Origin of the sequence: Streptomyces sp. NPDC085944 (genome assembly GCF_040686295.1) — a bacterium.
GTDB lineage: Bacteria > Actinomycetota > Actinomycetes > Streptomycetales > Streptomycetaceae > Streptomyces > Streptomyces salinarius.
In genome coordinates, this window is sequence record NZ_JBFBJX010000012.1 from 120,749 (window position 1) to 133,924 (window position 13,176).

The 13,176-nt window shown below is 71.6% G+C and carries 14 protein-coding genes and 1 tRNA gene; 8 read left to right on the forward strand and 7 right to left on the reverse strand.

The annotated features are described in order from the left end of the window. Positions 1-5 precede the first annotated feature (5 nt). Positions 6-884, forward strand: a complete 879-nt coding sequence (locus AB0P07_RS23790) for an FkbM family methyltransferase (protein ID WP_365553927.1) — start codon at positions 6-8, stop codon at positions 882-884. A 129-nt stretch (positions 885-1,013) separates the two neighbouring features. On the opposite strand, the gene AB0P07_RS23795 is transcribed toward AB0P07_RS23790, so the two are convergent. From AB0P07_RS23795 to AB0P07_RS23805, 3 genes are all read right to left on the reverse strand, one after another. Beyond that, positions 1,014-1,784, reverse strand: a complete 771-nt coding sequence (locus AB0P07_RS23795) for a glycosyltransferase family 2 protein (protein ID WP_365553577.1) — start codon at positions 1,782-1,784, stop codon at positions 1,014-1,016. Between the two features lie 8 nt (positions 1,785-1,792). Next, positions 1,793-2,581, reverse strand: a complete 789-nt coding sequence (locus AB0P07_RS23800) for a GntR family transcriptional regulator (RefSeq protein ID WP_365553580.1) — start codon at positions 2,579-2,581, stop codon at positions 1,793-1,795. 215 nt (positions 2,582-2,796) lie between these two features. Continuing rightward, positions 2,797-3,171: a DUF6344 domain-containing protein gene (locus AB0P07_RS23805; RefSeq protein WP_365553583.1), complete on the reverse strand. Its 375-nt coding sequence runs from the start codon at positions 3,169-3,171 to the stop codon at positions 2,797-2,799. Positions 3,172-3,509: 338 nt separating this feature from the next. Here AB0P07_RS23805 and AB0P07_RS23810 point away from each other — a divergent pair, with 338 nt between their 5' ends. Continuing rightward, entirely contained in the window at positions 3,510-3,638 is a 129-nt protein-coding gene (locus AB0P07_RS23810) for a DLW-39 family protein (protein ID WP_003999697.1), read from the forward strand. Between the two features lie 136 nt (positions 3,639-3,774). Beyond that, positions 3,775-5,154, forward strand: a complete 1,380-nt coding sequence (locus tag AB0P07_RS23815) for a hypothetical protein (protein ID WP_365553586.1) — start codon at positions 3,775-3,777, stop codon at positions 5,152-5,154. 22 nt (positions 5,155-5,176) lie between these two features. On the opposite strand, the gene AB0P07_RS23820 is transcribed toward AB0P07_RS23815, so the two are convergent. Both AB0P07_RS23820 and AB0P07_RS23825 read right to left on the reverse strand, forming a co-directional pair. Continuing rightward, complete coding sequence (locus AB0P07_RS23820) at positions 5,177-6,904, reverse strand: protein kinase (protein ID WP_365553589.1); 1,728 nt, start codon at positions 6,902-6,904, stop codon at positions 5,177-5,179. Positions 6,905-6,988: 84 nt separating this feature from the next. Beyond that, entirely contained in the window at positions 6,989-7,537 is a 549-nt protein-coding gene (locus AB0P07_RS23825; RefSeq protein WP_365553592.1) for a DNA-binding protein, read from the reverse strand. 179 nt (positions 7,538-7,716) lie between these two features. Here AB0P07_RS23825 and AB0P07_RS23830 point away from each other — a divergent pair. Further along, positions 7,717-7,789, forward strand: a tRNA-Ala gene (locus AB0P07_RS23830). 408 nt (positions 7,790-8,197) lie between these two features. Then, positions 8,198-8,974, forward strand: coding sequence for an isoprenyl transferase (locus tag AB0P07_RS23835; protein WP_061443622.1), 777 nt, complete (start codon positions 8,198-8,200; stop codon positions 8,972-8,974). 108 nt (positions 8,975-9,082) lie between these two features. Here AB0P07_RS23835 and AB0P07_RS23840 read toward each other — a convergent pair whose 3' ends face one another. Then, entirely contained in the window at positions 9,083-9,784 is a 702-nt protein-coding gene (locus AB0P07_RS23840) for a DUF5324 family protein (protein ID WP_365553595.1), read from the reverse strand. A 320-nt stretch (positions 9,785-10,104) separates the two neighbouring features. On the opposite strand from AB0P07_RS23840, the gene AB0P07_RS23845 reads away from it, so the two are divergent. Together AB0P07_RS23845 and AB0P07_RS23850 are read left to right on the forward strand one after the other, a co-directional pair. After that, positions 10,105-10,638 (forward strand): peptidylprolyl isomerase, encoded by a 534-nt coding sequence (locus AB0P07_RS23845; protein WP_365553598.1) that lies wholly within the window; start codon positions 10,105-10,107, stop codon positions 10,636-10,638. Between the two features lie 104 nt (positions 10,639-10,742). Next, complete coding sequence (locus AB0P07_RS23850; protein WP_365553601.1) at positions 10,743-11,651, forward strand: rhomboid family intramembrane serine protease; 909 nt, start codon at positions 10,743-10,745, stop codon at positions 11,649-11,651. Between the two features lie 266 nt (positions 11,652-11,917). Here the strand turns inward: AB0P07_RS23850 and crgA are convergent, their stop codons facing one another. Next, positions 11,918-12,172, reverse strand: coding sequence for a cell division protein CrgA (crgA, locus tag AB0P07_RS23855; protein WP_061443618.1), 255 nt, complete (start codon positions 12,170-12,172; stop codon positions 11,918-11,920). A gap of 152 nt (positions 12,173-12,324) precedes the next feature. On the opposite strand from crgA, the gene AB0P07_RS23860 reads away from it, so the two are divergent. Beyond that, the gene (locus AB0P07_RS23860; protein WP_365553605.1) at positions 12,325-13,104 is read left to right on the forward strand and encodes a DUF881 domain-containing protein; all 780 of its coding nucleotides are present in this window, start codon (positions 12,325-12,327) and stop codon (positions 13,102-13,104) included. Positions 13,105-13,176 lie beyond the last annotated feature (72 nt).

The following is a 13,176-nucleotide window of genomic DNA, read 5'->3' on the forward strand; positions in this document are numbered from 1 at the left end:
GGTACGTGCGGCAGGGCCCCGGCGCCCTCGGGAAGGCGGCCCTCGCCGAGCGCCTGCTCAATCCCTACCTGCGCGAGCACCCCCGCCGGGCCGTCGTCGAAGCGCCGCGCGCCGGTGGCCGGTTCGCCGTGGACACGCAGGACCTCATCCAGCGGTACCTGTATCTGTTCGGCGCCTGGGAACCGCACCTGACGGGCTGGCTGCGGCGACGGCTGAGGCCCGGGGACGGCTTCATCGACGTCGGGGCCAACATCGGGGTCTTCAGCGTCCTGGCGGCCCGGCTCGTCGGCGACCGGGGCCGGGTCGTCGCGATCGAGGCGTCCCCGGACCTGCACCGCCACCTGCTGCGCAACCTCCGGCTCAACGGCCTCGACACCGTCCGCGCGCTCAACGCCGCCGTGTCGGACCGGCCCAGGACGCTGACGTTCACGCTCGCCAGCTCACGGAACACGGGCGCGAACAGCATCGTCCCGTACGACGGTCCGGCGGAGTCCCGCTTCCGGGCCGAGGCCCGGCCGCTGCCGGAGCTCCTGGATCCGGCGGAGATCGCGGCCGCCCGCGTGATCAAGATCGATGTGGAGGGCGCGGAGGGGAGCGTCGTGCGCGGTCTCGCCCCGATGCTCGGCGCGCTGCGGCCCGACGCGGAGATCACGGTCGAGGTGGCGCCCGAGCGCATGGCCCGGCTCGGGGACCGGGTCGACGATCTGCTGGGGGTGATGCGCACAGCCGGATTCCACGTCTACCGGCTGACCAACGACTACGCCCCCGGGAGCTATCCGGAGGCGCTGCGCGGCGTGCCCCGTGCACCGGTCCGCCGGCGCGGGCCGGTGACCGAGGAGAGCGACCTGATCTTCTCCCGGGTCGACGCGGAGCGGCTGCCCTGAACGGCCGCCGCCCCGGACGGCCGCTCTGCCGCCCGCATCGCACCGTCCGGCCGTGTCCGTTCCACCGCCCACACGCCGCAGCCCGGACGCCCGCTCCACCGCCCACACGCCGCAGCACCGCCGTCCGCTCTACCGTCCGCCCTCCGGCAGCCGCCACCCGAAGGAGGCCAGAGCCCGAGCCCTGGCCTCCACCACCGCCATCCGGGCATCGCGTTCGGCGGGTTCCGCGTGGGATGCCTGGCCGGTCTCCTGGCCCTCCCACTTGCGGTACAGAAGGCCCACCTCCTCCGAGAACCACCCCCGGCTCACTGAGTTGAGCGCCAGCAGCAGGCCGGTGTCCTCGGACGCGGGCAGAGCCATCCAGCCGCCGAGGGCGAGCAGCAGTTCCCGCCGGGCCAGGAGGGTCGCCGGGTGGACCTGGGCGCGGAAGCCGTTCGCCCTCCAGTGGTCGAGTACCGCCCCGCGCTCGATCGGCCCGTGCGCCGGGTCGCCGGGGAAGCCGGCCGTCGAACCGTCCGGCAGGAGGTCCAGGACCCGTGAGGTCGCCCACCCGATCGACGGGTCGGCCTCCAGGGCGGCCAGGTCGCGCGCCAGGGCACCCGGGGCCAGCCGGTCGTCGGCGTCCAGCACCTTCACGTAGGCGCCGTCCGCGTGGGCCAGGGCCATCGTGCGGGTCACCCCGGGACCGCCCTGCCGGCCGGGACGCCCCTGGTGGAAGGCGACCCGCGGATCGTCGGGCACGTACGGCCGGACGTCCTGCGTACGGCCGTCCTCCTGGATCACCCACCGCCACTCCCAGCCGTCGGGCAGCTCCTGGGCACACAGGGAGGCGTGGGCCTCGGGCAGGAAGGGGGCGGAGGGGCCGTGGACGGCCGTGACGATGACGATGCGCCGGTTCACGGCGGCACTCACCACCTTTCCAGACGGGTCGTGAAGCGCAGTTCGGTGCGGTCGCCGGGCAGCGTGACGAAGGAGACCTCCACCACCCGGCCCCCGGTGTCGTACGAGGTCTTGCGGAGCAGGATCACCGACGTGCCCGGCGGCAGGTCCAGCGCCTCGGCCTCCTCCGGCGTCGGCGGGCGGGCGGTGAAACGCTCCTCCACGCGGTCCAGTTCGATCCCCACCGTGTGGAGCTGGTGCTGGGTGCCGCCCGGCCAGGGCTCCTGGGTCGGGTCCAGGAGCTCGGGGTTGGCCGCGATCATGTCGCGGACGAGGTAGGAGGTCACGAGGCTGAAGGGGGCGGGCTCGGCCGAGTGGCGGGTGCGGAAGGTGCGCCGCAGGAGCACGGTGCCCTCGGGGACGCCGAAGACGTCGGCCAGTTCCCCGGACGCCTCCCGTTCGCGGTACTCCGCGTGGAAGACGAGGTCGTCGGCGCGCAGGCCCGTGTCGTGCTCCGTGGCGCCGGTCTCGGCCCGCGTGGCGAGCGGCCGGCGGGCCCGGTCCTTCTCCCACTGGTGTCGCAGGTTGTCGCGCACCGCCGGGGTACGGGGGCGCCGGACGAAGGTGCCGAGTCCGTGCCGTCTGTCGATCAGGCCCTCGTCGCTCAGCACCCGGAGCGCGTTCTGCACGGTGGGCACGCTGCGCCGGTAGTGGAGGGCGAGGTCCGCCTCCGAGGGCAGCCGGTCGCCGGGCTCGCGCTCGCCCGACCGGATCGAGCGGCGGAGATCGTCAGCGATCACTTCGTACGCCTTGGGCACGGTCGCAGGCTACAACTCCTCAAGAGGTCTTGAGGAGTGGGGTCCGGTCGGGCGGGGGATCGGGCCCGGGCGGCCGGATGTGTGCGGGGGCTTGCCCGTTCTGTGCGTACACACGGCGGCGGCCCGGCTGCTCTGTCGAGCCGCCGGGCCGTTTCTCGCGTGTGGTGCGGTACGCAGATCGCCGTTGCGTCGGGGTCGGGGGTGGCCCGGTCCGCTCAGCGTTGGAGCGGGATGGTGTGCTGGGCCGGGGGCTCGGCGGCGGTGCCGTCGCACGGAAGGCCGACGAGCGAGGCGGCGGCCGTGGCGGAGGTGCCGGCGAGCGGGTGGTTGCGGCAGCTGGGTGCCGCGCCGTGTGCCTCGGCACGGATGCGCTGCTTCATCGTGGGAGGCAGGGAACCGGTTCGGGTCCGGGGCAGGTGGACGGTGGCCGCGGGTGCCGCCTCGGGGGTGGCGCTCTCGGTGTTGCTGTGCGATCCGGTCTGCGGTACGGCCGCGGCGGCCGTCGTCGTGATGAGTCCGAGCGCCGTGCACAGCGCGAGGAAGGCGGTGACGATGCTGGTCCACAGCGTCAGGACCTTGTTCCGGGCCATGGCCCCTCACTTTCGGGTTGGGCGATTTGCGTACTTTCCTCATGATGTGTATGAGGGCCTCGAAGTGGTGGACCTGAGCCCGTGGCGCGTCGATGTTCAGATGAACACCACCCGTTTAGCCGCAGGAGGGTGGAAAAGGTGCGCAGACGGGAGGGAGGTGGGCAAAAGTAGCGGCGTGTGAGGGTGTGATCACCCTCCGGTCGGAACCGTTTCGTCCACTTCTATCGGGGTCCGGCGACGGGCAGTTGACCACCGGCGCAGGTCACCGATCGGTATCGGCCGGTGTGTATAGTCGGGCGCCAGAGGTCCCCTACGTCAAGGAAAGACGAGGTCGCGCGGTGAAGAAGCTTCTCCTGGTCGCACTGGCCGCCATCGGCGGGCTCCTCGTGTACCGCCAGATCCAGGCGGATCGCGCCGAGCAGGATCTGTGGACGGAGGCGACTGACTCCGTGCCCACGGGTTCCTGAGTACGACCGACATCCGGTCCTGAGCAGACCCCGGCCGTCAAACGGTCGGGGTTTTGTGTTGCCCTGAGGGGGCAGATCCGCCCGGGGCGGGCGGCGACGGAGCGACTGAGCCGGTGGACGCGAGGGGTGGCGGGTCATGGGACGGTGGTGTACGGCTCGGCGGCGTGCCGGAACGGAACGGGTACGGCCGACGGCCCCCTGGCTGCCGACGGTGTTCGCGCGGACGGCCGTGATGACCGCCGTACTGGCCACGGCCACGGCCCTGCCCGGCGCCACGGCCCTCGCGGCCGGCCCGGCAAGTGCCCGTGGGGCCGGTTCGGCCGGTGAGAGTGCCGGGTACGACTTCGCCGACGACGCCGTGCGCATCGCGGGCGCGAGCACCGTCACGGCCGCCGAAACCCTGGCGGCCGGCTCCACCTACCGCAGCTCCCTGCCGCGCAACGGCGCCCTCTACTACCGCCTCGAACTCGACGCCGCCTCGGACGCCTACGTCTCCGTGACCGCCGTACCCGGCTCCGACGGAGAGGTCACCGCCGTCGACGGCATCCGGGTCTCCGTGCGGGACTCCGACGGCGGCTCCTGCTCCCTGCACAGCGCGACGTTCGGCGCCGCCCACAGCCCCCGACCGGTCACCGCCTGGGGCCTGCGCGAGATCGACCCCGGGACCAACCGGTGCCAGGACCCCGGCACCTACTACGTCGGCGTCGAGCGGACCCGGCCCCAGGACTCCCCGCCGGACGACTGGGACCTGGAGATCATCGCCGCCACCGAACCCCGCCCGCGACAGGCCGGCGCCACCAAGGCCCCCGAGACCTGGGACTCCGCCTCGCCCGAACCCCTCGCCGGTGAGCCGGAACGCCGGCCGGGCGGCAGCGGTTTCGCCCACGCCGCGCTCGTCGGCCAGGGCGCCTGGAGCGCCGACATCCGGCCCGGCCAGACCCTCTACTACAAGGTGCCGGTCGACTGGGGCCGCCAGGTGTACGCCACCGCCGAACTCGCCGGCTCCCCGGACGCCTCCGGCTACACCACCGGCGCCCTGCGTCTGGCCCTGCACAACCCCGTGCGCGGCGAGGTCGACGACGCCGCCAAGGGATACCCGGGCCGCCGGACCACCGTCGGCCTCGCCCCGCTGCCGCCCGTGGCCTACCCCAACCGGTACGCCACCGCGGGCCACGTCGGCGCGCTGCGGTTCGCCGGCGACTACTACCTCGTCGTCCACCTCGCGGCGCAGGTGGCCGACGACTTCGGCCCGGGCCCCTTCGCCTTGACGCTGCGCCTGCGACTTGGGGGAACGGCGCGGAGCGGGCCCGAGTACGCGGGGGAGTCCCGGCCGAAGGGGCTCTTCGAGGTCTTCGCGCAGGACCGCGTCGCCGCGCCCGGCAGCGGCGGCGGGAGCGGGGCCGCGGCCGACGACGACGCCGCCATGCGAGCGGTCGCCGTCGGCGGGATCGGAACCGGCAGCCTGCTGCTCCTCGGCCTGGCGGTGTGGACGGCGGTTGCCCGGCGCAGGACCTGAACCGGACCCCGGAGCGCCGGAGTCAGATACGGGTCAGCGCCCAGAAACCCACGGCATAGCAGGCCAGCGCGAGCATCAGCAGCGGCAGCGCCACCTTCGCCGGTGGACCGGGGCGGCGCCGGCGCCGAGCCCCACGGTGCTGGGCGGGCGGGGCGGACCGCGGGTTCCCGGTGGTGTACGGGGCGGTGGGAACGTCGGCACACTGCGGCGGGGACGGCGCGAGGGCCTGGGCCGGAAGCGGCGGCACGGGTGGCGCACCGTACTCAGTGAACGCCGGTCTCCGGGAAGGAGATCGCGGGACGCCTCCGGCCGGAGACCCCGCCCGGGTGACGGTCGGCCGCGGCGGCGGCAGGCGGAAGCTACCGGTCTCCGACATGGCACCCGGCCGCTCGCCCCCGGCAGCCACCGACGGCCCGGCTTCGCCCGGGGCGGGGCGGGCCCGGCCGAGAGGCGAAGGCGGTGCGGTGTCGGTGGAGGGCGTCCAGTCCTGGCCGGGCGGCGCGCCGACGGGCCAGGACCCCGTGCCCGCCGGGGCTGCGCCGGGCACGGCGGGGAACCGGCCGTCGGTGGGTGGCGTGCCGGCCGAGGCCGGTGGTGTGCCGGTCGATGTGGGCCCGGACGGCGACGTACCGTCCACCGTGCCTGCCGGAGGCGTGGGAGTGTCGGGGACAGCGGGGGGCCAGGGCCCGGCGGGCGGTGGCGGACCGGCCGGGGTCGAAAGCGATGCCGGGGTACCGTCCGGGACCGGAGGCATGCCGGGCGGGGGCGTCGACGCGCCGGGCAGTGGTGTGGGCGCCGTGTGCGGGGCCGGGGCCGGGTCCGTCGGCCGCTGGGGGGCCGTTGCCGCGTCGGCCAGGCCGGACGCCCTCTTGAACGGGCCCTCAGAGCCGAACCCCGCGGGCAGCGGGCCCACTTGGTCGAAGATCTCGATCAGCTCGTCGTCGGGCCCCGGCTCCGGCAGCAGCTCCACCGCCGCGGCCAGCGCCCTGCGCGCCCCCGTCGCGGTACGGAACCGCGCCGCCGGATCCGGCTGCACCAGCGTCGCCACGACCTGCCACAGCGGCTCGGGGATCCCCCGCGGCGCGGTCGGCGTACCGTGCTCGGCGAAGTGCTCGACGAGCGCCTTGGCGTCCGGCTTCGCCCCCTCCAGCAGGTACAGGGCGACCAGACCCACCGCGAACAGGTCCGCCGGGAAGTCCGGCTCCGCGCCCATCATCTGCTCCGGCGCGAGATAACCCGGCGTCCCCACCACCAGGTTGGTCTCCGTCAGCCGAGGCTCACCCAACCGCATCGCGATGCCGAAGTCGGACAGCCTCAAACGCGGACGGCCCGTCCCCGTCGCCTCCAGGAGCAGGTTGGCCGGCTTGATGTCGCGGTGCACCACGCCCTCCCCGTGCACCGCCGCCAAGCCCGACAGGAGCTGATCGAGCAACGTGCACACGAAGTCGGGCGGCAGGGGACCGTAATCCCCGACCAGATGGACCAGCGAACCACCCGTGACCAGGTCCATGGTGAACAGGACCTGGTCGTCGTCGGCGGCCCAGCTCGCGGGCGCGAGCACATGCGGATGATCGATCCGCAGCGCCTGCTCACGGACGAACCGCAGCAGCGAGTGCGCGTCCCGCTGCTGCAGCACCTTCGCGGCCACATAACGCCGGCGCCGGTGGTCCCAGGCGCGCCAGACGGCACCCACCCCGCCCCGGCCGACCGGGTCGACCAGCTCGTACCGGCCCGCGAAGACCTCACCCATGGCTGTGCGCCGCTCCTCCCCTGGGACCTGTCGCGCCACTCCCGCGGACCCGGCCGCCGACCCCTCGGCGAGCGGGCTCCGGGATCAGTTCTGGTGGGACTGGTAGTGCGCGACCGCGTCCGAGGTGCGGCCCGCGCCGTACACCCGCAGGAACTCCGCCAGCTCGGGATGCGAGGAGGAGAGGGCGTCCGCCGCATCGATGATGTCCCCCGCGGCCGCCACCGAACGCAGCAGCGACTGGATCTCACGGACCACCCGCTTGACCGTGGGCGCACCCGAACTGCTCGTGGTCGTCGTGGTGTTGCTGAGCACCGAACCCCCCTGCGACTTCCTGATCTCGTCCATGCGCTCCGTCGCCTCGGCCGCGCTCACACTGCCGTCGGCGACCTGACCCGCCAGGTCCTGCAGCAGCTGCACCCGCTGCACCACCGCGGGATTGCCGATCTTCGCCCGCTGGCCGCTCATCAGCTGCGACAGCATCGGCGCGGACAGCCCCAGCACCCCCGCCAGACGAGCCTGGTTGAGACCGAGGTCGTCGATAAGCCTGCGGAAAAGCGCCCCCAGCGGCTCCCCGTACCAGTTCCGCTGCAGTTCCCGCGCTCTTGCGGTGGCTTCCTGCTGTGCGGCGTCCATTGCGTCTCCCCATCGCTTCCCCAAAAACCGCAGTTCGCTCCAGCGAACCACGCCGAGCATCTTACGGAGCGTGGTCGTTCCCCGGGAGCCCCAATCATTTGTGAGATACGGGGGGCGACCCGGTACTCTTGTCCGCGGTGACCGACGGTCCGCGACACCAGGGCCGACGACACCGCCGAGGGGCCTTAGCTCAGTTGGTAGAGCGCTGTCTTTGCATGGCAGATGTCAGGGGTTCGACTCCCCTAGGCTCCACCGAAAAGAGCGCCTCCGACCTGCGAAAACGTAGATCGGAGGCGCTCTGTTCCGTTCAGGCGACCGCCCGGCGGGGGGCCACACCGCCCCCACCGGTCTGCCGGTGGGCGGAGACGTTCCTCACCGTCGTCGCCCTCGCACCCCCGCCCGACACCGCACGCGCCACCCGGTGATCACCAATACCCGGAGGGAAAAGGCCAGTTGACCGCCTGGAAGAGCACTCCGACGCCCGCGCCGTCACCGGCACGGGCCCGCGGGCGGGCCCCTCTCGCCGCCCGGGCCGGGCTGTCTGCTCTTGATATCGTCACCCCACAGGGCATCAGCACCTCACCCCCGCGGGGCGGTGCCACGTGGCTCATCGCCGTTGGAGCCGTCCGGTCGCTACCGACGAGGTGGAAGGGGTAGACCATGCGGGCGAAGGTACGGGCCGCTCTCGACGCGCTCTACATGAAACGGCTGGTCAGGGAGTTGGAAGGACGCCCACGCCCCCAGCACATCGGGATCATGCTCGACGGCAACCGCCGGTGGGCCAAGATGTCCGGCATCGACGACCCCCGCGAGGGCTACCGGGCCGGCGGCGCCAAGGTCCTGGACTTCCTGCGCTGGTGCGACTCCGCCAAGATCGAGCACGTCACCCTGTTCATGCTCTCCGACGACAACCTCCACCGGCCCGAAGAGCAGCTGAACCCGCTCATCGACATCATCGCCGAGGTCGTCGAGCAACTGGCCGCACCGGGCAACCCCTGGCCCGTCGAAGCCGTCGGCGCCCTGGACCTGCTGCCCGCCGAGTCCGCCAGCCGCCTCAAGACCGCCACCGCTGCCACGCAGGGCCGCAAGGGCGGCACCAAGGTCGACGTCGCCGTCGGCTACGGCGGCCGGCGCGAGATCGTCGACGCCGTGCGCTCCGCCCTCACCGAGCACAGCTCCCAGGGCGGCGACATCGACGAGTTCATCGAGACCTTCACCATGGAGCACATCTCCAAGCACCTGTACTCCAAGACACGCTCCGAGTCCGACCTCATCATCCGCACCTCCGGCGAACAGCGGCTCTCCGGATTCCTGCTCTGGCAGTCCGCCTACGCGGAAGTCCACTTCTGCGAGACCTACTGGCCGGACTTCCGCGAGATCGACTTCCTGCGTGCCCTGCGCTCCTACTCCCTGCGGGAACGCCGCTACGGCCGCTGAGCGCCGTTTCACGTGAAACATCGCCGAGGGGCGGGAGCCCCGGACAGGGGCTCCCGCCCCTCGGCGGCAGGACTGCCATACGCCAGAACCGCCGGCGAACAGCGAGGATCAGCGGGGCTCGTCGCCCTCGGCCGCCTCCTCCTGGGCCTGCTTGGCCTGTACCTCGGGATCGAGGATCGCCTCGCCGGTACCGTCCACCGACGTCAGCCGACCCGACTCGGGCACCTCCGTCGCCTCCGGCGGCTCCACCAGCCAGTCCGGGTTGGCCTGCTTGTCCCACCACTTCCACGCGGCAAAGGCACCGCCCGCGACGACACCCACCACCGCGAGAACCTTGGCGACACGGCCGACCCGCGCCCGGCGCTGATGCCTGCGCGTCAGCCGCTGGATCTCCTTCGCCGTCACCTGACCACGCAACGCGGCCAGCGCGGCGGCACCCCGCGCCGTGGCCTCCTCACGCACGGGACCCGCCGCGGCCACCGCCTGCTCGATCCTCGGACGCGAGTAGTCGGCCGCCTGCCGAGCAGCGAGCCGGGCACGTACCGCGGCCTCCTGCGCGGCCGCGTCCATCTTCGGCGGCACATGCGTACGCGCCTGTTCCAGCCGCGGCGAGACATGCGTGCCGTACTGAAGGCGCGCCTGGCACGTGGCCTGCGACACCTTGGGCGCCAGCCGTACGCGCGCCTCCTGTGCATAGTGAGCGGCCCTGTCCTTGGCCGTGTCGGCGTAGGGCGCCACCACTTCCGCGGCGTGCAGCACGCTGTCCTTCGCCGAACCGGTCGCGGCGCGCACGCTGTCGATGCGGGTCACGGGTTCCTCCTCCTCGGTGGCGTACGGTAATTCGACTTTCCACCCTTTTACGGATCATGCCTGGGGACGCTCCACCAGGCATGTGAGGGCGGGCATCCGGGTCACGGACGATGCCGCCGGGACCTCTGGGACAAGTAGTGATGAAGTTGCGAACAGGAGCTGATCAACGTCAATAACCGATGAATACCGGGCAACACGATCCCGTCCACGACCATGCCACGGATCGGCCCCCCACGCTCGCGACCCAGCGGTAAGAGCACCGGACGCGCCCCCGCCCGTGGGAGGATCGGTGCGCACCACAGGACGACGGAAGGCACACCGTGGCCGAGCAGCTCTACGCCACCCTGAAGACCAGCCAAGGTGACATCGAGGTCCGGCTGCTGCCGAACCACGCACCCCGGACGGTCAAGAACTTCGTCGAGCTGGCCCGCGGCGAGCGGGAGTGGACCCACCCCGCCACCGGAGCGAAATCCACGGCCCGGCTCTACGACGGCACCGTCTTCCACCGGGTCCTCAGCGGCTTCATGATCCAGGGCGGCGACCCGCTGGGCAACGGCACCGGCGACCCCGGCTACCAGTTCCCCGACGAGTTCCACCCCGACCTCACCTTCCACAAGCCCTACCTGATGGCCATGGCCAACGCCGGCCCCAACACCAACGGCTCCCAGTTCTTCATCACCGTCTCCCCGACCACCTGGCTCAACCGCAAACACACGATCTTCGGCGAAGTGACCGACGCGGCCAGCCAGAAGGTCGTCGACACCATCGCCGCCGCCCGGACCAACCCCCGCACCGAACGCCCCCTCGACGACATCGTCATCGAGTCGGTCGTCGTCGAGACCCGCGAGGCCTGAGACCCCGGCACACCGGGCAGGAACCAAACGCCCCGCCCATCCGTAAAAAAGGGCGGGGGCAGTGCATCTGCACACACCGCCCGCAGGACGACCGAGGGGATGTCATGGACCACGCGGCCGCCGGCCCACCGGACGCGGGCCCGCCGGGAGCCCAGAGCCTGCCCGGCTGCTATCGCCACCCCGACCGCGAGACCGGCATCCGCTGCACCCGCTGCGAACGCCCCATCTGCCCGGACTGCATGGTCAACGCGTCGGTGGGCTTCCACTGCCCCGACTGCGCCGCAGGCCGCACCCCGGGGGCCAAGGGCCCGGCCCCGGCCGCTTCCCGCCCCCGTACTCTCGCGGGCGGCACGGTCGCTGCAGACCCGCACCTGCTCACCAAGATCCTGATCGGGATCAACGTGGCGGTGTTCATCGCCGTCCAGGCACTCCCGTCGTCGTTCCTCAGCGACCTGGTGCTCATCGGACGCTGGCCCCCGGCTCCCTTCGTCCCCACGGAGGGCGTCGCGGAGGGTGAGTGGTACCGCCTGGTGACCACGATGTTCACCCACGAGGAGATCTGGCACATCGGCTTCAACATGATCAGCCTCTGGTTCCTGGGCGCCCCCCTCGAAGCAGCTCTCGGCCGAGCCCGCTATCTCGCCCTCTACCTCGTCTCCGGCCTGGCCGGCAGCGCCCTCACCTACCTGCTGGCCGCACCCACCACGGCCACACTGGGCGCCTCCGGCGCGGTCTTCGGCCTCTTCGGTGCCACCGCCGCACTCGTGCGCCGCCTCAACGCGGACATGCGCCCAGTGGTCATCCTCCTGGTGATCAACCTGATCTTCACCTTCACCTGGGCCAACATCGCCTGGCAGGCCCACATCGGCGGCCTCGTCGCCGGCGGCGTCATCGGCTTCGCCATGCTCCACGCTCCGCGCGAGCGGCGGACGCTCGTGCAGTACGGCACCTGTGCGCTGGTCCTGCTGGTCGTCGTCGGCCTGACCCTGCTGAGGTCGGCGCAGCTCACCTGAGCGCCCCGTTGTCCACAGAAGGTGCCGGATCTTGTGCACAGTGTGCGAGAACAGGTGTGCCCCCTGTCACTGACCAGTGTTTGCGCAGGTCAGGCAGGGGGCGAACACGTTTTCGGAACCGGGGGTCAGTCGATACTTCCGTCATACCGGCGTCAATGTCCGGCGGGTTATCCACAGATCGTCTTTCTTTTCCCCAGCGTGTGGACAGCGCCTGTGGATAACTCGGTGAATACCCCTGGGCAGAGCCTGTGGGGACTACCGCCGCGCTACTTCCACTGCGTCGAGACGCCGAACCCCGCGGCGATGAAACCGAAGCCCACCACGATGTTCCAGTTGCCCAGCGAGTCGATGGGCAGCGAACCGTCGGTGACGTAGAAGACGACGATCCAGGCCAGGCCGATGATGAACATGGCCAGCATGACCGGCGCGACCCAGCTGCGGTTGGTCAGCTTGATACTGGCCGTCTGCTTCGAGGGCGGCGGCGTGTAATCGGCCTTCTTGCGGATACGTGACTTCGGCACGAGGGTCTCTCCTGTCGATGCGCTGCGTGGCCGCGCAGGGAACGGGGGTCGGTCTCGGTGGGCGGCGTACTTGGGGGCAAGGGGACTCTGAGCGCTCCCCCGGGCGTCCGTTAGCGTAGTCCTTCCGTGGCGCCGAAGGAGATAAGGGTACGTTGAGCAATTCTGCCGACTCCCCCGGAACGGGACTCAGCCCTGCCCGTCGGCGCCGTTTCCGGCCCGTGCGGGTTCTCACGGCGGCCGTCTTCGCGCTCGCGGGACTTATTTTCTTCACCAGCTTCAATACCGCGAAGGGCACCAATATCCGTACGGATGCCTCTTTGCTCAAGTTGTCCGATCTCATCCACGAGCGCAGCCGGGAGAACGGCGATCTGGAGGAGTCGAACGGCGCCCTGCGCGAGGAGGTCGAATCGTTCGCCGAGCGCGACGACGGCCGGACGCAGTCGGAGGACGACGAGCTCGCCGGGCTGGAGAAGAAGGCGGGTACGCAGAAGCTGAAGGGCGAGGCGATCACCGTCACGCTCGACGACGCCCCGCCGGACGCCACCGCGAAGCTGCCCGGTTACCCGGAGCCGCAGCCCGACTACCTGGTGATCCACCAGCAGGACCTGCAGGCCGTGGTGAACGCGCTGTGGCAGGGCGGCGCGGAGGGCATCAAGGTGATGGACCAGCGGCTGATCTCCACCAGCGCGGTGCGCTGCGTGGGCAACACCCTGATCCTGCAGGGCCGCGTCTACTCGCCGCCGTACCGGATCCAGGCGGTCGGTGAGCCGGAGCGGCTGAAGAACGCGCTGGCCAAGTCGCCGGCGATCCAGAACTACATGGTGTACGTCAACGTGTACGGGCTCGGCTGGAAGGTCGAGGACGACGGGCGGGTGACGCTGCCGGGCTACGCCGGCACGGCGGACCTGCAGTATGCCCAGCCTGTGGATTAGAGCCGTTCCGAGCACCCGCGCGCCGCTAGTCTGGTGCGGTACGGCGTGAGTGTGGCGTCGTGGTGCGACGGA